Annotated in this window: 16 protein-coding genes; 15 read left to right on the top strand and 1 reads right to left on the bottom strand. The window is 46.7% G+C overall.

The genetic code is table 11. The features are described 5' to 3' along the window. Window positions 1-151: 151 nt before the first annotated feature. From C3B52_RS03265 to C3B52_RS03245, 5 genes are all read left to right on the top strand, one after another. Window positions 152-3970: an ABC transporter permease gene (locus tag C3B52_RS03265; RefSeq protein ID WP_235615589.1), complete on the top strand. Its 3819-nt coding sequence runs from the start codon at window positions 152-154 to the stop codon at window positions 3968-3970. Window positions 3971-4037: 67 nt separating this feature from the next. Then, on the top strand, window positions 4038-6830 hold the full coding sequence (locus tag C3B52_RS03260; RefSeq protein ID WP_235615588.1) for an alpha/beta fold hydrolase: 2793 nt from the start codon (window positions 4038-4040) through the stop codon (window positions 6828-6830). Window positions 6831-6850: 20 nt separating this feature from the next. Continuing rightward, the gene (locus C3B52_RS03255) at window positions 6851-7177 is read left to right on the top strand and encodes a hypothetical protein (RefSeq protein ID WP_103104673.1); all 327 of its coding nucleotides are present in this window, start codon (window positions 6851-6853) and stop codon (window positions 7175-7177) included. Window positions 7178-7259: 82 nt separating this feature from the next. Next, complete coding sequence (locus C3B52_RS03250; RefSeq protein WP_103104672.1) at window positions 7260-7757, top strand: YwhD family protein; 498 nt, start codon at window positions 7260-7262, stop codon at window positions 7755-7757. Window positions 7758-8024: 267 nt separating this feature from the next. Then, the gene (locus C3B52_RS03245) at window positions 8025-8279 is read left to right on the top strand and encodes a hypothetical protein (protein WP_103104671.1); all 255 of its coding nucleotides are present in this window, start codon (window positions 8025-8027) and stop codon (window positions 8277-8279) included. Between the two features lie 65 nt (window positions 8280-8344). Here the strand turns inward: C3B52_RS03245 and C3B52_RS03240 are convergent, their stop codons facing one another. Beyond that, on the bottom strand, window positions 8345-10396 hold the full coding sequence (locus C3B52_RS03240) for a transglycosylase domain-containing protein (protein WP_103104670.1): 2052 nt from the start codon (window positions 10394-10396) through the stop codon (window positions 8345-8347). Window positions 10397-10617: 221 nt separating this feature from the next. On the opposite strand from C3B52_RS03240, the gene speE reads away from it, so the two are divergent. The 10 genes from speE (at window position 10618) to C3B52_RS03190 (ending at window position 21838) form a co-directional block, all read left to right on the top strand. Then, entirely contained in the window at window positions 10618-11451 is an 834-nt protein-coding gene (speE, locus tag C3B52_RS03235; RefSeq protein ID WP_123058844.1) for a polyamine aminopropyltransferase, read from the top strand. A gap of 20 nt (window positions 11452-11471) precedes the next feature. Next, the gene (gene speB, locus C3B52_RS03230) at window positions 11472-12341 is read left to right on the top strand and encodes an agmatinase (RefSeq protein ID WP_103104668.1); all 870 of its coding nucleotides are present in this window, start codon (window positions 11472-11474) and stop codon (window positions 12339-12341) included. Window positions 12342-12501: 160 nt separating this feature from the next. Beyond that, window positions 12502-13746, top strand: a complete 1245-nt coding sequence (locus C3B52_RS03225) for an MFS transporter (RefSeq protein ID WP_103104667.1) — start codon at window positions 12502-12504, stop codon at window positions 13744-13746. Window positions 13747-13809: 63 nt separating this feature from the next. Next, window positions 13810-14223: a DUF1934 domain-containing protein gene (locus C3B52_RS03220; protein ID WP_103104666.1), complete on the top strand. Its 414-nt coding sequence runs from the start codon at window positions 13810-13812 to the stop codon at window positions 14221-14223. Between the two features lie 78 nt (window positions 14224-14301). Continuing rightward, on the top strand, window positions 14302-14694 hold the full coding sequence (locus tag C3B52_RS03215) for a hypothetical protein (protein WP_103104665.1): 393 nt from the start codon (window positions 14302-14304) through the stop codon (window positions 14692-14694). Window positions 14695-14783: 89 nt separating this feature from the next. Further along, window positions 14784-16214: a sigma-54 interaction domain-containing protein gene (locus C3B52_RS03210; RefSeq protein WP_103104664.1), complete on the top strand. Its 1431-nt coding sequence runs from the start codon at window positions 14784-14786 to the stop codon at window positions 16212-16214. Window positions 16215-16384: 170 nt separating this feature from the next. Further along, window positions 16385-17743, top strand: coding sequence for a lysine 2,3-aminomutase (ablA, locus tag C3B52_RS03205; RefSeq protein WP_103104663.1), 1359 nt, complete (start codon window positions 16385-16387; stop codon window positions 17741-17743). A gap of 294 nt (window positions 17744-18037) precedes the next feature. After that, on the top strand, window positions 18038-20116 hold the full coding sequence (locus C3B52_RS03200) for a (Fe-S)-binding protein (RefSeq protein ID WP_103104662.1): 2079 nt from the start codon (window positions 18038-18040) through the stop codon (window positions 20114-20116). 112 nt (window positions 20117-20228) lie between these two features. After that, the gene (locus tag C3B52_RS03195; RefSeq protein ID WP_103105054.1) at window positions 20229-20768 is read left to right on the top strand and encodes a sigma-70 family RNA polymerase sigma factor; all 540 of its coding nucleotides are present in this window, start codon (window positions 20229-20231) and stop codon (window positions 20766-20768) included. Continuing rightward, complete coding sequence (locus C3B52_RS03190; RefSeq protein WP_103104661.1) at window positions 20765-21838, top strand: hypothetical protein; 1074 nt, start codon at window positions 20765-20767, stop codon at window positions 21836-21838. Before C3B52_RS03195 ends, C3B52_RS03190 begins: the two co-directional genes overlap by 4 nt. The last annotated feature ends 143 nt before the right edge of the window (window positions 21839-21981 follow it).

Raw genomic sequence — 21981 nt, 5'->3', positions numbered from 1 at the left:
GATATTGGTAGCAATCCTCTTTTTAGAAGGATTGCTTTCTAATTTCTCAGCTCAAGCTGTAACTATTCCTGATAATGTTAAACCAGGTTATTTAGATAGGGATCAGAGGGTCGTAAATAGTACAAGACATAAATTTGTTGGCTTAGGAGAAGTGGATGAGTCAAAAGAGTTGAATGTTTCTGTAGCTAATGTACAAGTGAATGGAAAAGCATTCGGTGAAGTACTAAATTACTCTATAAATTCAACATCTGCAAACAATGGATATGCCGTTGTAGATCTTAATGAAGCTCGTTCATGGGCATCGACGTTTAACGGAAACCCCGCATTTATCACTTATACAAACGGTTTAAATGGGTTTTCAGTAGTGGATAGGAATGACAGCTTTGTCTATATGGGCTATCTCTTGGCTCAAGTAGCTGAAATGTCTGGAGGTAGTGGACTGCCTCATTCTATGGTCCCCATTTCAACGAGTGAACCTAATGAGAAATTTAAAGTTATAGTCAACTTCGAAACAACTCCCCAACCCAAAGGGGGAATAGGCATTGGAAGCAAGACTCAATATCAAGTAGGCGATACTGTATCTATCAACTTTTGGGCAGAAGACTACAGCATTTACAACAGAGGACTGAAAATTCTTAACTATTACATTTACAATGTGGATACTGGCAAATCAGAATTTGCATTTACCGAAGAAATTAAATCACATTCAGCAATTGCCAAAGGGGATTACTCAAAAGGTGGTACAGGTAATCCTTTTCATATTGAAGTGTCTGGCCAACAATATGTACCTACCAAACCCGGCAACTACGAAGCACGTCTCCTAATAACAGATCTCCACGATCGAAATAGCCAGAACGCCCCTTCACCGGGCGGAACAGGGGTACCTTATAAGGTACCCTTTAAAGTTGGCGATGTGCCTCCACCTGATCCCGATCCTGAGCCTGAACCGGGTCCATCATGCACAATAGACAGCTCCAAAACAAAAATGGACATCAACGTAGACGGTGACAAAGACGTTAAAAACTACACTGCCATCGCAAGCGGAAGCAGCATCTCCGTCGAAAAAAACGCAACGATCACGATTTTTGCCAAAAAGCCTGGAACGTTCAAAATGGATGGCGTGGTCATGTCCAGCAGCAAAGGCGATAGAAAAATCGGGACTAGCAGTGTCGGTGCTTCTGGGACATACAAAGTGGTGTATACATCAGACGATGGAACAGAATGCTGGGAAAAATTCTTCACCGTTAGTAACAAGGGTGGTGAAGATAAATGTCCAATCATTACTCTCTCAAATTCATCCGTCCGCAATGGAGAAACGATAGAAATCTTTGCAACGGACCAGCTGTATTTTCGCGCCAAATATACAGACAAATACGGTGAAAGTGGGCCTGCGCTGCTGCGATGGGATGTGACCAAACCAAACGGCAAGGTGGTCACGCTACCCGGAGAGTACGATGACAGAAATAGGTGGCGACCCTATAACTCAGAAAAGCTTACCCTGCCCTGGGGGGACGGCAGAAGCTCAGAAGATGTCATTTTTGAGCGGGGGAAAACCTACAAGCTCAAGCTGAACCTTTCAGCGACGGATTGGGCTGATCGACCAGAATGTAATTGGGAGATCACGATAAAGGTCAAAAATGCTGTCTGCGAAATCTCTGATCAAAACCAACTAAAAGCCAAAGTTTACGGCACCCCTCCGAATCCATTTTCGCCAACAGGCGACGAGGTTTTTCAACATCCTGGGGGCAAGCCGTCAACCTTGTACTGGGATGTCTACTTTTCATTTTTCTCGATGCTAAATGCGGACAGCTATGATACGAACATGCGCTTTTCTGCCAATGCCCCTGGGACGTGGTATTTGATCGATGGCAGCAAAAGAACAGCGCTAACTAGCAAACTGGCAGCGAATGAACAGTTTGATTTAATCCTGCCAGCAGATATAGCAGAGGGCTTTGGTGAGGTCTTGCTAGAGTTTGAGTCTGATAAAGGCTGTATCGAGCGAATCGCTTTTACCGTCAAGTCAGACCGCAAGTGCTACAATCTGCTCGTTGGCATGGAAATCTCCACGACCGACCAAAAGTGGTCCAAGGAGATCAAACGAGGGGAAACAATCGAGCTTTCAGACGCTGACTACCAAGGTGGGTACAGGTTTAAAGTGTTCACGTCTGCGGACTCACATTTTATCGTAAATTGGTTCGATCCCGATACGCAGAAGTGGTCGTGGAAGCGAAATGGGGAAAATCTCGCTGCGAGTAGAAATAGACAGAACAGCCACTGGGTTACCTTTCCAAAGGATAAGGATAGTGACCGCTTGCTAGAAGGCTTGTATATGGTAGAGATATCTGATCAAGAGGAGTGCTCTGGATTTTTCTTTGTCAAAATCGGAAAGTCCCCGCTTGAAGGAGAAAATCTACTAATCCTAAAACAGAGCTTTACGATTACTCCAAATGATCCACAAGAGCCAGGAACCGAGGCTACGATCACATTCGATGTGAAAAATGACGGCAAGCTCAGCCATAGTACGAAGCTGGCGGTACGTTGGGAAAGCTCTGACAAAGAAACCGTACTGGATGTAAATGATTTTAAGCCTGGAGAAGTGCGAAAGATTACCGTTCCGACCCGTTACCCGCAAAAATCTGAGCACTTCATTGCGAATATTAATCCTTCCAAGAATTTGCCGGACAACGAAACCATTTGGCCAGATAACCGCGCGCTTTGGCCTGTTAAGGTTATTGGAGGGGGAGATCCCAAGCCGCCAGATCCAAAGCCACCCATAACTCCCAATCCTGAAGGCCCTGGCGGTGATATGGATGGCGGAGAAATCGGATTAGAAATTTACGATTCCGATAACAGGCAGCTCCAAAAGCTGCAGGTCAATGTAGATGGAGTATGGGAAAGAGAACCAGCCAAAATTCGTGTGGCGATTGACCAGACGAAAATTAACGAGGGCTTTCAAAGAGCGCAACAGGAAATCAACAAGAGCATCACAGACTACAAGGCGCTATTGGAACAGTCCGCAAGCGGAGAGAATATCGAAAATGTTTCAGTCACAGCAACGCCTGGCTGGATTGCAGATGCAAAAAGCATGGCTGTGTATGCTCCGACGTCCCTTGATTTGCGTGTGAGTGGACCAGGTACCCCACAGCAATGGCAGGTCAGCAGTACATCTACAGGCGGTGACTACTTGTACACAGGAACGATTGTGCCGACGCAAACGACCTGGCGGCAAGTCTTGCAATCTGAAAAATATAAAGCAGAGATCAACGGATTTGTTATCACAATGAACTACAGCATTCGCTTCGATCTGTCGTATGAGATGTGTACAACAGATGAAGAAGAGAATAAGACGTGCGAGCCAAATCAAGTCTCTAAGACGATGGCAGGTCGCTACACGATCACGGTAAAAGGGGGAGAGCGGCCATTCGAAGTATTTGAGCCAAATGCGACAGGCACGATTCTTCATACAGAAGAATGGAAGGAGTACCACTCCAGGGATCGCTATCCAAATAGTCAGCCCAATGATTTCTACGCCGGGGAAAGAATTTTAGCGCAAATCGAACTGCAGTCACGTCATCGTCATCCAGTGAGTAACCAATATCCGGTTATTACATCTGCACAGGCATGGATATCGGAGTCGGGCTTGAGACAAACCTCGCTGCAATCCTTGCTGTCTCTGCGTGCGATGTCACCGCAGCTGTGGAAGGGGCCAACCTACACAGCATCAAAGCTGGGGACAAGAGAACAGGGAGTAGATATTCCACTGATGGGTGACAAGCAGCACGGTTTTAAAAAGGATGCAAGCTATGCAGTCTACTACCAGGTGCATTTTCGTTTTGACGTGAATAAAGGCTTTCCCTATACCAATAAAAGTGCTGGAAAAGGTCACGAGCTAAGCGATTACCGCATACCTTTCCGCATCATTGCAAACGCTTGGGAGCGCCAAGGAATACGGAATCATACGACCCAGTAAATATGTTTGCACCCCCTATCTGTCTTTTCCTACTGTGAAGGGAGTAAAAGGAAGAGGGGGTTTTTTTGTGGGATACACAATCAAGCGGGCGGTGCTGCTTGTACTCATGCTCGTTTTATGCTGGGGAAGTACGACTCCATTTGCTTGGGCCAAAAATAATCATCCAATTATTGAAGAAGCTTGGGCATGGCTGGAGGATGGCGAGCTGCGAATACAGGCTGCGCTTACTAGCACAGAGCCGAAAATCATGCTTACGGTGATTCAGAACGGTGAGGAAAAATCTCAGACGTTTCGAGAGGAGTCACAGCTGTCTGTCGCAGTCAGTCCATCTGCTTCAGGTTCCATGACCGTTCAATTACGTCTTCCTTCCAAAAAGAAGCCAATTAATGATTGGCAGCTACACGTACCTGATACCGTGAATCTAAGCGACGAGGGCTTGGAAATCAGGGAAGAATCGTGGGATAAAAAAGCGGCGAAAAAAGCGAAAAAAATAGAACTGTTTGCAAACGAGGACGCAGAAGCAGAGACAGAGCCCGATTCTGATGAAAACGTTGAGGAGTCAGCGGAAACCGAACAACAAGATTCCATACAGGAATGGGCGGATGACTTCTACGATGACTTTACGGTTGAGGATAAGTCCAATGAAGCTGCTTTGCGGAGCAGGGCTGTGATCTTTGAATTGGAGCCAAACGATACGTTTGGAAAAGCAGACTGGCTGTTTGATGGAAAGGACGGCCGTGGCAAGATCGCAAAGCCCGCCGATGTAGACATGTGGAAGATCAAAGCAACAAAAGACGGCCAGATGAATGTATCACTCCGGGAAATTCCGCTTGGCCAGGATTACAATTTGTATGTATATAACGAAGTTCAGGAAGAACTTGGCCGATCGGAAAAGAACGGAAACAGTGATGAAAGTGTAGAAGCGATTGCGATAGAAAAAAACAAATGGTACTACGTGAAGGTAAGTGGAAACGGTGATTCGTTTCACAAAGACTTTTACTATGTCATACGTGCGGATGTACTAGCTGATCAGCAAGATGGAAAGGTAGACGAATACGAACCAAACAACACCATCAAAACAGCCTATGAATTGCCGGCAGATTACAGTGCTTCACTGATAGGCAATCTTCATAACCGGACGGATGTTGATTTTTATCGCTTTTCATTTAGCTTGGCATCGACCGTTTTTATCGACCTCAAGGATATGCCAGAGGGGATGGATATTGATCTGTACCTGCTGGATGAGTCTGGAAAAGAAGTAGCCAAGTCAGAAAAGCCAAAGAACGCAAATGAGCAGATCATTTTCAATACGAATCCGGGTACGTACTTTATAAAAGTGATGGCGAGCAAACGCTCCGGTTTTACACCCAATTCGTACAAGCTCACCGCAATAGCCAAGACGATACCAGTCATCTTGATTCCGGGAATTGGAGGCTCACGTCTGGAAGCAGAAGAAGGGGGAAAAACAACAGAAATTTGGCTGGGACTGGGAGACAGCTTGGTAGGAATCAAAGATCCAAAGCATCGCCGCTTACTATCGCTTGAGCCAATCAGGCCAAACAGTGTAGATGTGAAACCGAGAGAGCCGGGAGTAACCATTTATCCAGAGCGTGCCGATGAAGGGTTTAGTGCTATCGAATATTTGTCATATTCCCCGCTTGATCCTGTACGAAATATGACCGAGCAATACTACAGCATGGTAAAGAAGCTAGAAAAAACAGGATATAAAAAGCATCGTTCACTATTTGCCATGCCATATGATTGGCGGTATAGCAGCACAAAAAATTCTACTTATTTAAAGGAAAAAATCGATCTGGCTCTGCAAAGGTCTGGAGCACGCCAGGTGCATTTGGTCGTACACAGCATGGGCGGATTATTGGTTCGGGAGACTTTGTTGTCCAATATCTCGTATCAGTCCAAGGTAAACCGAATCGTCTACATGGGAACTCCATTTTTAGGCTCACCGAGGGCTTACCAAGCTATTCGCTTCGGGTATAATTTTTCGATTCCGTGGATGGATGAGGAAACAGGAAAAATCATTTCCGAGTATGCGCCAGCCGTATATGAGCTACTGCCCTCCAAAAGGTATTTTGAGACGGTGAGCTTCTTGAAAAAGAATCGAAATGACCTTTATACGTATGATGAATTTTTGCAGGACAAAAAGGTTCAGCTAAGCTATGCCCCTCTTGTTAAGCAGGGAGGTGCGCTGCATGAAAAATGGGAGAACAAAACAATCAATGTTCCGCAGTACTCCATTATCGGAACAGGTCAACCGACTTTTTTAGGCTATTGGTTCGACGCCTATCACAACGAGTGGGCTCCTTATTACGATACAGGACTGGGAGACGGGACCGTACCTTACATTAGTGCCAACTATGCGCAAAAGGATATCAAAAAACGATATTACGTGGCAGGAGAGCATGCCAAGCTGCCGACTATCCCTGAAGTGATTGAGCAAGTCACACAGCTTTTGAAAGGGGAGGAAAAGGTGCAGCCAGGTCTCAGAAATACTGCTGCCAAGAGAGCAAAATATCTATATTACGTGATTTCTCGGGAGAATCGGGAATTCCCACAAATAACATTCTCGAAATCGGGGCGGACGATGACGCTTGATCCAAAGGAAAAAGAAATATGGGAGGACCTGTCAATCGAATATCACAATCATATTGTGGTGATCCGCGTTCTGGATGAGGAAGAGGTGGAGTTTGAATTACCTGTACCACAAGCGGACAAGCCAGCGCCGCGTTATCTCATCAACCGTTTTTCGTCAGAAGATTCCAGAGCCTATCAAGACACAGGCAGACAATATATGCTGGACGAGCATGGCCTGGAAGAAGTAGTACCTGAAGAAGCGACGTGATCAAGAGGGGAAAATGAACCATGGACAATCTGTTTGTTTGGCTGTTTTTGGGGCCGTTTGTATATTCAATCGAGCTAGGAGGACCGATTATCGGTTTATTGGTTGGCGGTTATTTACGGGCTGTTTTAGGATTTCGATTTTGGATTACGCTAGGAGTCACTTTTGCGATCAGCTTTCTCTATTACATGATTGTCGTTCCGTCCAATACGATGTTTGGGGCTTTATTACTTGTGAAAGCACTGATGGCAATCCATTCGGCCTTGCTGTTGACGTTTCTCTTATGGATTTTCGATAAAATCTGGGTTCATTACCGGAAAAAAGGCGACCAGCAGCCCACAGAAGAATAACTGGGCACATGGGAAAATTGCGTCGCTGTAGGATTGCGAGTAGAATATAGAAAGGAGAATTTTTGTCTGGAGGGTGTATAACATGGATATTTTTGATAATAAAAAAGGCGGCTTTACGATCATGAGCGGCAAGACTGATGTACATGGCGGATTTGGTCAAGGGGTTTTGGACCTGAATGCAGTTTCTTCCGTCATTATCGACGGTGATGAAGCTTATATTGACATGGGTGCTCTGCATGCCAAAAGTACAGTAGAAAAAGGCATCAAATGGACGATGAACAAGGAAGAAGTACCAAATGGAAAGCCGTACTGGCTCGTTTGGGTTACTGTTGACCGTAATGAAGCAGGTCCTTATTACGCTGGGGCAACAGCATGCTATATGGAGGTTGATCGCGAAGCGCGTCGAGGCTACAAAATTTTGGCTGACCATGTGAATCGTATGGATTATTCCATGAAACGCCGCATCATGCTGTCTGATCTCGGCGAAAAAGAAAAGGCTGCTCTTAAAAAGCTTTTGATCGAAAATAATGCTGCTATGTATGAGAATTCAAGTGAGGAATTAAAGCAAATTCTGTCCTAAACTTGGAAATAGTGAACGGTATGTGAACAAATGGTGAAATCAATTGTTACCAGTATTGAAGTCAGGTAAACTTGTTTTCATATCTGTGTACATGTACACTGGGTCAACAAACAGGGAAAGAGCCGTCACTCTTTCCCTGTTTGCGTTCATTGGACCCTTTAAATGTAAACGGTTACTTAGGCTATTTTTTCAGGTCATGCTTTCTGTGCTCACCGTAAAAACTAATGGGGCTATAACCAAACTGTTTGACGGAAGGGGCGGTACCCATTGAACGAAGATCCCCGTGCACAGGAAGCCGATAACGATCATTTTGCCAAGTACGGCGGCGTCCATTTCCGCTCGCACGTAACACCTGTCGAAATCAACAACTTTATTCGCAAGCTTCCTGCCGGAAAAAGGGAAAGCTTGTTTGAAGTGCTGGAGCAATTGGACAAAGCAGGGCTGATCAGTATCGTCAACGATCATGTTTTTGCTGATGGCGATGGCGTCATTGGCGGTGGAGAGACGCAGTCGTTACAATAAAATCGTATAAGCTTTACTTCATCATGGAAAAGGGACGTGCCTGCTGCGCATGTCCCTTTCCTTTTTTAATCTGATGGTTTCCACCAACTGCCCATTCTTTGCCAGAAGGTAGAAGAATCCGGTGGCTTTAAAGGGGTGGGGGCTTCATTCGCTGGCAAGTGATCCGTGCAGTATTCCTGGGGTTCAGTACCGCTTGCGAAATAGAACAATTGAGGTGTCGGACAATGCTCTGTTGCCAGCTTTCCTGAATGAGCATCGATGTACACAGAAACGACTCCAGCAGGCATGTCAAAGAGTGCGGGTGGCTGTCCCTTTAAAGCGCCCTCCATGAACTGTGCCCAGATTTTCTTGGATAGATAGCCTTCTTTTACGTCATCCACTTTTTGGTTTTTGTCGTAGCCAACCCATACCGTGGAAACGAGCTGTGGGGTGAAGCCACTAAGCCAGGCGTCATAATCTGTAGACCCTGTTTTTCCTGCGACCGGACGATTGATTTCATTGGCAACACGAAAACCGGTGCCGCCTCTTTCAAATACGCTTTGCATCATGTTTACCAAAAGGGCAGAGGCGACAGGATCAGCTACCTGGGTTTTTTCCGGCTTTTCCTCAATCAAAATATTACCTTGATTGTCCTCGATGGAGGTAATGGCAATGGGCTTGACGGCTTCACCCTTGTTGACGATAGCGGCATAAGCTGCATTCAGCTCCAAAGGAGAGACCGGAGACGTTCCCAGAGCAAGCGAGGGGACGGCTTGCAAATTGCTTGTAATCCCCAGATTTTTTGCTTCATCCACGACCTTTTGCGGCCCCAAAAAATCGATCGTTTTGACAGCGTAAATATTGTCCGATGTTTTGATGGCTTCACGCATGTTGATCATGTCGTGAGCATATCTACCGCCAAAATTGCTCGGAATGTACTGCTTATTGTTATCGTAGGTAAACACTGTCGGTTCACTTTTCATCAAAGTCAAAGGTGTATAGCCGTTTTGCAAGGCAGCTAAATACATGATGGGCTTAAATGACGAGCCTGGCTGTCTTTTGCCCAGTACGCGATTATACTGACTCGTTTTATAATCTCGTCCGCCGACCATGGCTTTGATGTAGCCCGTAGCGGGGTCCATCGCAATTAAGGCAGCTTGCAGATTCGGCGAATCCTTAGGCAAAACGGAGGTAACGATTTCTTCTGCCTTCTTTTGCATGACAGGGTCTAGCGTCGTACGGATTTTGAGCCCGCCGTGAATAAACAGCTCCTCGTCGATGCCGTATTTATTTTTCACGAGGCTGGCTATGTAATCACGGAAATAAGGCGCTTGCTCTGCCATATTTTCATTCGTTCTCGTTTTGAGCTTGATGGGCTCAGCAAAAGCCTGATCAGCCTGCTTGGAAGAGATCATCCCGTCTCTCTCCATAGCATCAAGAATAAGCTTTTGACGTGATTTTGCCCGTTCAAAATCGTTAAAGGGTGAATAGTAGGTCGGTCCCTTAGGGATGCCAGCTAACATCGCGCTTTCAGCAATCGACAAGTCCTTGGCGTTTTTGCCAAAATACGTTTGTGCGGCTGCCTGAGCACCATAAGCGGAATGCCCGTAATAAATCTGGTTCATATACATCTCAAGAATTTCATCTTTGCTGTAATTGAGCTCAAGCTGAATGGACAGAAGCGCTTCTTTGATTTTTCGCTCCCATGTTTTGTCTAGGCTCAAATAGAGGTTGCGGGCGAGCTGCTGCGTAATGGTACTCGCGCCTTGGCGCATGTCCATATTGATGACATCGACGTAGGCAGCCATAGCTAAACGCTTCCAGTCAAAGCCGTAATGCTCCCTAAAAGAACGATCCTCGATGGCAATCGTTGCGTCAATGAGCGCAGGTGAGATTTCTTGAATCGGGACCAATATGCGATTTTCACCACGGTGCATGGTGTCCAGAACATCGCCGTTGGAGGCGTAGATGGTCGTCGTCTGTTTGACAAATGTTTCTGGTAGCGGCTGTGAACGCAGGTACAAAATTAACAGCAAAATAGCAAATGATAAGCATAATAGGCTGAGTATGAAAAATTTTACAAATTTCTTGGCCCAGCGTAGATAACGGAGCAACGGAGCCTCCCGAATTACTTCCATATGTGCCTACCCCTCCTTTCAACCGATTGAATCTCCAAATCGGGACATACTAAGACACAGGTTAACTTTAGTATGGGTCACTTGCTGGCTGGATAAACTTGCCGCTGCAAAGAAGATGAGTGAATAAAAAAACCCTTGCTTTTTGTTAGACAGCATCTATAATTTTCTTGTTATATGGTATTTTCATGCGGTTACTTGAAGGAGGTTACATAACCATGAATATGGAATTGTGGTACACCGAAAAACAAACGGAAAATCACGGCATTACAACGAAAATTACGGATACCCTATACAGTGAAAAATCCGAGTTTCAACAAATCGATGTCATTACTACCAAGCAGTTTGGTCGCATGTTAGTACTCGATGGCATGGTTATGACCACTGATGTCGACGAGTTTGTTTACCACGAGATGATTTCTCACATTGCGCTCAATACTCACCCGAATCCGAAAAAGGTTCTGGTAGTAGGTGGCGGCGATGGCGGTGCGATCCGTGAAATCGTGAAGCATGCATCCGTGGAAAAAGCGGTTTTGGCTGAAATCGACGGTGGCGTAATTGAATCCTGCAAAAAATATTTCCCTGAGATTGCAAGTGCATTGACTGGCAACCCGCGTGTCGATGTACAGGTAATTGATGGTATTAAACATATCCATGATCACAAAGGTGAATATGATGTAATCATGGTTGACTCTACTGAGCCAGTAGGACCAGCAGTAGGTCTGTTCGAAAAAGGATTCTATCAAGGCATCCATGACGCCCTGAAACCAGACGGAATCATGGTAGCACAAACAGAATCTCCTTGGTTCAATCGTGAGCTGATCAAGCGCGTATTCAAAGACTTGAAATCGATTTTCCCGGTTACTCGTCTGTACACTTGCAGCATCCCTACTTATCCATCCGGACTGTGGAGCTTCACAATTGCTTCCAAACAGTACGATCCATTGGAAGTAGATGCAACCAAAATCAAAAATTTGAACACAAAATACTACAATGCGGAAGTTCACCACGCAGCATTCAAGCTGCCAAACTTTGTGGCTGAGCTGACTCGCGACTAGTTGGAGGAGGACGAGTGAACATGCGTTTTGACGAAGCATATTCCGGTAATGTCTTCATCCGTAGTCACGGGAACTACGAAGAAAGCCAGGCTGTTATTTATGGCATGCCTATGGACTGGACAGTAAGCTTTCGTCCAGGGTCCCGTTTTGGCCCGACTCGTATCCGTGAAGTATCTATTGGACTGGAAGAATACAGCCCGTATTTGGACAGGCTCTTGGAAGACATCAAGTATTTTGATGCTGGTGATATTCCACTTCCTTTTGGAAACGTCGAAGGCAGCCTGGATGCGATCCGTACATTCGTGGCAAAGGTTCTTGAGGACGGTAAATTTCCACTGGGTCTTGGCGGGGAGCATCTCGTTTCCTGGCCTGTATTCCAAGCGGTTTATGAAAAATACAAGGATATGGTTGTATTCCACTTTGACGCGCATACTGACCTGCGTGACAACTACGAGGGATACCAATATTCCCACTCCACGCCAATCAAAAAGGTGTGCAACCTGATTGGTGGAAAGAATGTCTACTCGTTCGGGATTCGCAGCGGAATGAGAGAAGAATTCGAGTGGGCTAAAGAAAACATGCACCTGTACAAATACGATGTGCTGGAGCCAGTGAAGCAGGTGCTGCCGACAATCGGCAATCGCCCAATTTACTTGTCGATCGACATCGATGTATTGGACCCTGCACATGCACCAGGTACAGGAACAACGGAAGCGGGCGGCATCACCTCTCGTGAGCTGCTCGATACCATTCATTTCATGGCTAACAATGGTGCAAATGTCATTGGCTGTGATTTGGTGGAGGTTGCGCCGGTTTACGATCACAGTGAAATGACACAGATCGTTGCATCCAAAATCGTGCGCGAGCTGCTCCTCAGCTTTGTAAAATAATTGTGATGTGAATAGATCCTCCGGTTTTTGTATAGAAACCGGGGGTTTTTTAAATAATTAAATAAACATTTTTGTTTACAAAGTATATAAAAGAGGGTAGAATCTTATATAAGAAAATGTTTCCAAATGTTTTTCAGGTATCCGGGGGAGTTGTTTGATTATGAGAGAGGTTTTTGCTCACGTCCAATTTCGAAAGCTGTTCTTCTCGAATCTCTTTTCAGGTTTTGGTCAAGGTATGACGATGATTGGTATTGCCTGGTATCTCGTCGAAACAACAGGTTCAGCACAGCTTCTTGGCTCCACCATGTTTACTTCAGCGGTTTTAATGTTTTTTATTGGACCTTATATTGGCACCCTAATTGATCGTTTTTCCCGTAAAAAAATGCTGCTAGTCGAAAATCTGATCGGATTTAGTGTGCTGTGTTCACTCGCCATCTGGGGATTTTTCGGAGATTACGCGGAGTGGATGCTGATCGTGATTTATCTCGTCACGACCTTTATGTATCAAATTCACTACCCGGCCCAGTCGGCTCTGGTGCAGGAGACCTTTGCGCCAAAGCATTACAACGACATCAACAGCCTGTTAGAGATTGAGGGACAGACTGCTACGGTACTGGCAGGGGCCGGTTCCGGGATTTTGCTCAGCACCTACGGACTTCATGTGGTCATCTTGTTTAATGCGCTCACGTACCTGTTTGCCTTCTGTCTTTTGTCTACGATGAAATACACATTTACACTGGAGCGGGAAGCTAAGCTGAATCAAGGCGTATCCTGGGTGGGACAACTCGTACAAAGCTGGCGGTACATTCAGGAAAAGAAAGGCTTCCTCATTTTTGGGATTTCAGCCTTGATGCCGTTTATCGCGGTTATGGCCAGCAATTTGCTTAAGCCGGTATACGTCAGCCAGACTCTCAAGGCGGATGTATCAACCTTTTCTCTTGGGGAAATGGCGTATGCGCTGGGAGCTGTAGGAGCGGGCATTTTGGTCTCACTCGTCGTGCGAAAAATGGGACAATTGTCAGCAATGATCGGCAATACATTGCTGTTTGCCATCATCATGATCGCGATGGTTGCCTTGCCATATGGATGGGCACTGATTGCGGCTTACATGGTCTACGGCTGGTGTAATGCGTCGGTCAGACTGATTCGCCAATCCCTTTATATGACGGTCGTGCCCAAGCAGTTTATGGGACGGGTTATGAGCTTTTTCAATTCGATCGGGATGATGATGCGCTTGATTTTAATCGGATTGTTTACTGTTATGATCGACTACACGGGTGCAGGTACAGGATATCTAGTTTTGGCCGGCTTGCTTCTACTTGCTGCATTGGGCGTAGCCGCAACGATGAAATATTTGCTCTCGGATGCAGAAGCGCAGGCTGCGGTTGCAAGTGAACAGCGATGATCGTACAATGAACGGATATATTGCTGCTTACGGTATTACAGAAAGTGGAGTGTGGAGACGGAAATGCAAGATGTACAAATCAAACTGACAGCCAAACACCTCGTGGACGGAAGCTGGGACGAGTTCACCCATCATTACGAGGGCAAACGTGTACAAAAGGCAGCGTCCTGGTACATCACATACAAGGAGCAAATGGAAGGTGCGGGCGAGGTCAGTACTACGATAAAGTTGTCGAATAAAACAATAACATTGATTCGCCAAGGCGGAGTTTCTACCAGACAGCAGTTTGAAAAAGGGGCAAGTACGCAGTCCTTGTATCAAAGTCCCTATGGCCCTTTTACCATGGAGACGCATACGAACAAGCTGCGCGTCCAGTATGAAAATGAATTGCCTGTGTTGATAGAAATCGCGTATCAGCTATGGATGAACGAGCAATACACCGGTGAGCATGAGCTGCGCATAGAGCTAGGAAAATAAGCCGCCCTTGGCAAGGGCGGTTTTTTACACGTACAATAGGAGTACTCGCGGCTGGATGTGGAAGGGGGATTTTGTCGGATGTTTATACTCGTAAACGGACTTATCGCGGGTCTGGGATTGGCAGCGTTCTTGGCGCTGGGTGACGGATTGTTTGATACACAAACGTTTCCCGTGCTAATCGACGTCAGCTATGTACCTGGCATGGAAAACCTGCCATCTATTGTAGAGCTGTTGATTCATCTCCTGATTAGTGTCATCATTGCCTTTTTTCTGATGCACTTTTATCCGCGGGATCGGGGGGCAGGTTCATTCAAATATCTTGGCTTTTGGATGCTTGGCTTTGCCGTTGCCTTCTTGCCGTTCAGTTTGCTGAGCAATACGCCGATGACATGGCTTGCCTTTTTGATATGGGTATTGGGGCATCTAATGTATACCGTTATGCTAGCGATCCAGGTTGGGCGATATAGATAGCGGATGTTTTGATAAAAATGTGGAGTTTGCCGAATATTCGGCATAGTGATGGTTTTTTGGCAGCATGGATGAGAGGAGAGAATGCCGGGATGCCGTTGTCAGATACGGTTGAAATGTTACAGGCGATACTGGGGGCTATTGACGAAGGAATTCATGTGGTCGACGCTGACGGGATAACGATTTTTTACAATCATGTCGCAGCCAAGCTGGACGGATTAACGTCAGACGAAGTGTTGGGAAAGCCTCTTCTGGAGGTTTTTCCTTCCTTGGATCGTGAATCTAGCACCTTACTTCGAGTGATTGAAAGCGGAGAATCCATTTACAACCAGACACAGGTATACAAAAACTGGAAGGGCATGCGTGTAGAGACGATCAATACAACACTCCCGGTGCGCGTAGGAAAGAGACTGGTCGGTGCGGTCGAGGTAGCCAAGGATATCGGTAAGCTAAAAGCGCTGTCGGAGCGATTGGTGGATTTGCAGGCAAAAATCAGCAAACCAAAGCGAACGAAGCGTACGGTGGATGAGGTATCGTTCCATTTTGAAGATATTTTAACGAGTAGTGAAAAAATGAAGCACTTGAAAGAACGGGCACGCCGCGCAGCACGTACGACCTCCCCTGTCCTCATTTACGGGGAAACGGGAACAGGTAAAGAGCTATTCGTTCAATCAATTCACCATGCTTCTGCACGCAGCACGATGCCATTTATTGCACAAAACTGTGCGGCGCTGCCTGCCTCACTTTTGGAGAGCTTGCTGTTCGGTACGACCAAGGGGAGCTTTACAGGAGCGGATGATCGTCCGGGTTTGTTTGAATTGGCGGATGGCGGCACCTTGTTTTTAGATGAGCTAAACAGTATGCCGCTGGATTTGCAGGCAAAGCTGCTGCGTGTATTGCAGGATGGACAAATCAGGCGGATCGGCGGCAGTAAATCGACGAGGGTGGATGTGCGTGTGATCGCTGCGGTCAATGAAGCCCCGCAAATGCTTGTTCAGCGAGGCTTGATGCGGACTGACCTGTATTATCGGATTAACGTCGTATCCTTTGAATTGCCGCCTTTGCGAGAGCGCAAAGAAGATATCGACCTGTTAGTGAGGCATTTTTTGGAGAAGTTTAACGGGCAATTCGGTATGAATGTGTGTGGGACCAGCAAGGAGGTAGCGCGCTTGTTCGCAAGCTACGACTGGCCGGGTAATGTCCGCGAGCTGGAGCATGTCGTGGAAGCCGCGATGAATATGGTAGAGGCAGATACCATCGAGCTTGAGCATCTACCGCCACATGTATTAGACCGCAATATGACAGGCGAGTCTGAAGATCAACCAATGACGGACTTATCTGCCTTGCTTGAGGCTAGCGATGGACGAACCTTGCCCGATATCATGCGGGAACTAGAGGAACGAATGATCAACAGCGCCATGAAAGCGACTGATGGCAATGTGCTCCGCGCCGCAAAGCTGCTCGGCATCCCGAGGCAGACACTGCAATACAAGCTGTCACAGCGGATGATTCCACCCTGTTGAATGCCGAAAATTCGGCAGAACAAATCGATGACTAAGAGGAAGATACGCTTACAAAACGCTCTATTCCTTATTTTCTAAATCTTTAGATTTGGTTGGCACGACCCTTGCATCTCTTTCTTGGCGAGTGAAACGCATGAGCTTCACTACTGATGAGAGGAGATGTGACGCAGATGACGGTAGCAACAAAACGTGATTGGCGCTCGGTTGAGCTTTGGAAGGATGTAACGGATGAACAATGGAATGACTGGATGTGGCAATTGACCCACACCATCAAAACGGTTGATGACCTGAAGCAGGTAATTAACCTGACTCCGGAAGAGGAAGAGGGCGTGCGCATTTCCACGCAAACCATTCCTTTGAATATTACGCCTTACTACGCTAACCTGATGGACCCAGACGATCCGACTGATCCAGTTCGTATGCAGTCTGTACCTTTGTCCTCCGAAATGGTTCGTACGAAATACGACATGGAAGATCCGCTGCATGAAGATACCGATTCACCGGTACCTGGACTGACTCATCGCTATCCAGACCGTGTCCTGTTCCTGGTGACAAACCAATGCTCCATGTATTGCCGCTACTGCACGCGCCGCCGCTTCTCCGGTCAGATCGGCATGGGTGTGCCAAAGAAACAGCTCGATGCCTGTATCGATTACATCCGCAGCAGACCAGAAGTGCGCGACGTTTTGCTCTCTGGTGGCGACGGTCTGCTGATCAACGACCGCATCCTGGAATACATCATCAGCAGCCTGCGTGACATCCCGCACGTAGAAATTATCCGTATCGGTACGCGTGCACCGGTTGTATTCCCGCAGCGCATTACAGAAAATCTGTGCAACATCTTGAAAAAGTATCATCCAGTGTGGCTCAATACACACTTCAACCATCCAAAAGAAATTACACCAGAAGCGAAGCAAGCTTGCGAAATGCTGGCAAACGCTGGCGTGCCGCTCGGAAACCAGGCTGTTATTTTGGCTGGTATCAACGATTGCGCGAATACGATGAAAAAGCTCGTGCAGGATTTGGTGAAAATCCGCGTGCGTCCATACTACATTTACCAATGCGACCTGTCTGAGGGTATCGGTCACTTCCGCGCTCCAGTCAGCAAAGGGATCGAAATCATGGAACACCTGCGCGGCCATACTTCTGGCTATGCAGTACCGACTTTCGTTGTCGATGCTCCACACGGCGGCGGAAAAATTCCGGTCAGCCCGAACTACATCATTTCCCAAGCGTCGGATAAAGTGGTTCTGCGCAACTTCGAGGGTGTTATCACCTCGTATCCAGAGCCGAAGCAATATCATGAGCATGATGAGGAAAACTGCGAATACTGCAAAGCAGCAAAAGGAAAAGCAGTCGGTATCGCAGCTCTCATGCAGGACGAAGCAGACAATCTGGAGCCTACTGATCTGCCACGCAACAAACGGATCAAGGCAACCAAGGTTAAATCCTTGGCAGACGTTCGTCTGGAGCAAAAAACGAAAAAGGAAGAGACAGATGCCGCTTCAAAAGAAGCATCTGGAAAATAATACGATGAAGCAGCTGCCACGCATGTGGTGGCTGCTTTTTTGCACCATGAAAAGTCATGACGTAGCCTGGCTGCGACCTGGGTATTCTTGTCTGAATTTTTCCAACTCTTGATTGAGGATGGTTGATCAGAGTTTTGTGTGATAATATCAAGTTACGGTAAAAGTGAGCGATCGTTCAGTTTTGTTTCATTTTTCAAATAAATAAGTTTTACAGACTGAATAGTCATTCATTTTCATCCTCGATTCTGATAAGATAACTACTAAAGACAACTCGCAATGAGGGGGAGAAGAAAGATGCTGGCACTAATTAATCTCATTGCTTTTTTCCTGGTTCTGGCTTACGGGCTGTATTTGGCAGGACATGTTGTGTACAGCCGGTACTTGTTCATCAAGCTGGGGAAAAAGCCGGATGTGAAGGATGACTTTGGCGCACGTATCAATTTGATGCTGGACAACGTCATTTTCCACAAAAAGCTGTTAAAAGACAAAAAGAGCGGCGTCATGCACGTCGTCATGTTTTATGGCTTTATCCTTTTACAGTTTGGTGCAATCGAGCTGATCATCAAAGGACTCTCAAAAGGCTTTGAGCTTCCATTTGGGAGCGCTCACAAATACTTCAGTGTCATGCAGGAAATCACGACATTTTTAATTCTTGCCGCAGTTGGCTATGCGTTTTACCGCCGCTATATTGAAAAGCTGGGGCGTCTGAAGCGGGGATTCAAATCAGGAATTGTCCTTTTACTCATCTCCTCTCTGATGGCGACTGTTCTTCTCTCTCTCGCTTTTGAGCAAATCTGGCTCGGTCATGAAGCTTCTGGCTTTGCACCGATTTCGTCTTTATTTGCGATGTTGTTCGCAGTGCTCGGCGTAGGCACGACAGCCGCTGCTGCTCTCTTTTACGTTTTTTGGTGGCTGCATCTGATTATTTTGTTGGGCTTCGCTGTTTACGTTCCGCAGTCCAAGCACGCTCACTTGCTGTTTGCCCCGGTCAACGTCTGGTTTAAAAAGCTCGACCCGCCAGGCAAGCTCTCCAGCATTAATTTTGAGGATGAGACGCAAGAGGTGTTTGGCGTTGGCAAGATCGAGGACTTTACGCAAACACAGCTGATTGACCTGTACGCTTGTGTGGAGTGCGGTCGTTGCACGAATATGTGCCCGGCTTCTGGAACAGGAAAGATGCTTTCCCCGATGGATTTGATCACGAAAATGCGCGATCACCTGACCGAAAAAGGCGCTGCAGTTACTTCGCGTACACCGTGGATGCCGAGCTTTGCTTTTGCACAAACAACAGCAAACCAGATCGCTTTCCAATCCTCTGAGGTAGCTGCGACTGCCGAGGGTGCGACTGCAACGATTTATGATAAAAACCTGATCGGGGATGTCATCACTGAGCAGGAGCTATGGGCTTGTACGACCTGTCGCAACTGTGAAGACCAATGCCCGGTTATGAATGAGCACGTAGACAAAATTATCGACATGCGCCGTTATCTGGTCATGACAGAAGGCAGCATGCCGCAAGAAGCACAGCGTGCCTTGAACAATATCGAGCGCCAAGGCAATCCATGGGGAATTAACCGCAAAGACCGTACGAAATGGATTGAAGGCTTGAACGGACAATATGAAGTGCCGACGGTCAAGCAAGCAGAAGAATTCGAGTATTTGTTCTGGGTCGGCTCCATGGGCTCTTTTGACCTGCGTAGTCAAAAAATCTCCCAAGCCTTCGTCAAATTGATGCACGAAGCAGGTGTCAAATTTGCCATTCTCGGCAACGAAGAAAAGAACTCCGGCGATACAGCACGACGCATCGGAAACGAATTCTTGTTCCAGCAGCTGGCGCAAGAGAACATCGCTCTGTTCGAAGGCTACGAGGTTAAGAAGATTGTGACGTGTGACCCGCATGCGTACAATACGTTCAAAAACGAGTATCCGGAATTCGGGCTAACAGCTGAGGTATATCATCACTCTGAGCTGCTGGCACAGTGGGTAAAGGAAGGCCGTCTGAAGCCGAACAAGGAAGTGAAGGAGCGCATTACGTACCATGACTCCTGCTATCTCGGACGCTACAACGAAATCTACGACAAGCCACGCGTAATTCTGGAAGCCATTCCTGGGGTAGAGGTCGTGGAAATGAAGCGCAGCGGCTGTGACAGCATGTGCTGTGGTGCCGGTGGCGGACTTATGTGGATGGAGGAGCATGAGGGCTCTCGTGTCAACGTGACGCGCACCGAGCAGGCTCTGGAGGTCAACCCGACAGCGATCGCGAGTGCGTGCCCATACTGCTTGACGATGATGAACGATGGAATCAAAACCAAAGAGCAGGAAGATCACGTAAAAACACGCGACGTGGCGGAAATTTTGGCTGACGCGATTTAACTGTGTATGTATGCTCGATCCCTACCGTTTTCGCAAAGGTAGGGATTTTTCTTTTCTTTGCTTAAAAAGTGTAAGAAATGCTGCGCTGCTGGATCAAAAAGATTGGAGGGGAGTGAGAGGGCTGGAACTGGCACAAAATCAGTTGGACAAAACGAAGGAAGCGCTATTTGAAGAAGTGATGCAGGCCTATCTGAAAAAGGTTTTTCGGCTCGTCTATCTGATCGTCAAAGACCGGAGCAGCGCTGAAGATATCACGCAGGAAGTTTTCCTGAAAGCATACAAAAACTTGGGCAGCTTTCGTGAGGAGAGCTCGATGCAGACCTGGATCTACCGAATTGCTGTGAATGAAGCGAAGAAGCATGTGCGCTCGTGGTCTTTTCGCAATTTGTTTTATAAACCGGAAGTGGATGCAGGAATCGTAGAGGGCACCGAGTCGGCTGTGATTCAGTCAGATCATCGTATTCGTTTCGCGCGAATTGTGATGGAATTGCCGAGCAGTTATCGGCAGCTCATTATTCTTCACTACTACGAAGAGCTGTCCGCAGAAGAAGTAGCAGACATTCTGGGCATTTCGACAGGTGCGGTATACACCAAGCTGCATCGCGCTCGTCAAAAACTGAAGGAACGGCTGGAGAAGGAGGGAGCATGGTGAAGCTGGAGAAAATGCTGGAGGAATTTAAAGAAACAGCGGACCAAACGCTGCTGCGTGACATACAAGATACGACGAAGCTGGAGCAGCGAATTCGCCAGAAAATGAATGCCAGTCGCAACAAGAAACGTCCCTATCTCGCTTACACGGTATGCGCGGCTGTTGCCATTGTCATGCTCTTTGTCGGGGCTGCTCCTTTTTTCAAACAAAACGAAGCAGTCGGTGGTGGTGGTCAGGCAACCTCCGTCCCACCTGTTGCTATTCCATCTGACCAAGCGATTATGCAAAAAGTACAGGAATTGAAAAGCGTGCTGCACATTGATCTGCCGCAGGACCGAGTAACAGAGCTGCTCTCGACACCAGACCATGTAGCAAGTGAAAACGGTGGGAGCGGGGATGATGGAGCAGATGAATATTGGGAGTACTCTCTTTTCAGCAAAATGGGCTATGTGCCATCACCGAAATCTATGATTATGATTGACGAGGAAGGATTGCTAAATAGGGACACAGGCATTTCCGTAAATATTGGCTGGGTGGACAAAAAGCTCCTTTGGTATTCTTTGATTTATCCACAGGGGAAAGATCTTTTTTTATACAAAATGAACAGCAACGGAACTGTCTCGGAAAGCAGAATATTCGAATCGCAACCGACCCCATCGATACTGGACCTGACTCCCGAAGAGGAACAGATATATTTCAGCTACATGGATAAGAAAAATGACGAGATTTTACGCGATATGACGATAGAACAAATCCTGAAAATGTATATAAGAGCGCAGCAAGACGGAGACCTCGAGATGCAATACGCCTTGCACATCCAGGATGAGGAATACGAGAAGCCGACTCTGGAACAATTTTTAAGCGACGTGAAAAATGATCCGATCGGTGCAGAAAACACCATGAGACATGTGCAAATGCTTCGGGAGCAAACGGATACCCTGGAGTACCAGTGGACCGATAAAACGGAAGGTATCGTCTGGATAAAGTTCAAAGATAACCGAAAAAAATTAGGATACCGCATGATCCATAACAAAAAGCGCATATGGAAAGTAAGCTGGATGCCGATCCAATAATACAAGCAGCCTGACATGAATTGCACCCCAATTGTTAGACACACCTAACAGTTGGAGGTGCAGTTTTTTTGTCTAAGTTTACTGCAAAAGATAAATTATCAGCAGTTCTTCGCTATTTGTATGGTAAAGAGACTCATGCTGCT

It is taken from the genome of Brevibacillus reuszeri (genome assembly GCF_002897295.1).
In the GTDB taxonomy this organism is placed as follows: Bacteria; Bacillota; Bacilli; order Brevibacillales; family Brevibacillaceae; genus Brevibacillus; species Brevibacillus reuszeri_A.
This window is presented reverse-complemented; position numbering and strand designations above follow the sequence as displayed.

Bases quoted from the DNA above. Each gene is read 5' to 3' on its own strand.
- C3B52_RS03255 (WP_103104673.1), top strand. From the start codon at position 6,851: ATGGACAATCTGTTTGTTTGGCTGTTTTTGGGGCCGTTTGTATATTCA.
- C3B52_RS03250 (WP_103104672.1), top strand. From the start codon at position 7,260: ATGGATATTTTTGATAATAAAAAAGGCGGCTTTACGATCATGAGCGGC.
- C3B52_RS03240 (WP_103104670.1), bottom strand. From the start codon at position 10,396: ATGGAAGTAATTCGGGAGGCTCCGTTGCTCCGTTATCTACGCTGGGCC.
- speE (WP_123058844.1), top strand. From the start codon at position 10,618: ATGGAATTGTGGTACACCGAAAAACAAACGGAAAATCACGGCATTACA.
- speB (WP_103104668.1), top strand. From the start codon at position 11,472: ATGCGTTTTGACGAAGCATATTCCGGTAATGTCTTCATCCGTAGTCAC.
- C3B52_RS03225 (WP_103104667.1), top strand. From the start codon at position 12,502: ATGAGAGAGGTTTTTGCTCACGTCCAATTTCGAAAGCTGTTCTTCTCG.
- C3B52_RS03220 (WP_103104666.1), top strand. From the start codon at position 13,810: ATGCAAGATGTACAAATCAAACTGACAGCCAAACACCTCGTGGACGGA.
- C3B52_RS03215 (WP_103104665.1), top strand. From the start codon at position 14,302: ATGTTTATACTCGTAAACGGACTTATCGCGGGTCTGGGATTGGCAGCG.
- C3B52_RS03210 (WP_103104664.1), top strand. From the start codon at position 14,784: ATGCCGTTGTCAGATACGGTTGAAATGTTACAGGCGATACTGGGGGCT.
- ablA (WP_103104663.1), top strand. From the start codon at position 16,385: ATGACGGTAGCAACAAAACGTGATTGGCGCTCGGTTGAGCTTTGGAAG.
- C3B52_RS03200 (WP_103104662.1), top strand. From the start codon at position 18,038: ATGCTGGCACTAATTAATCTCATTGCTTTTTTCCTGGTTCTGGCTTAC.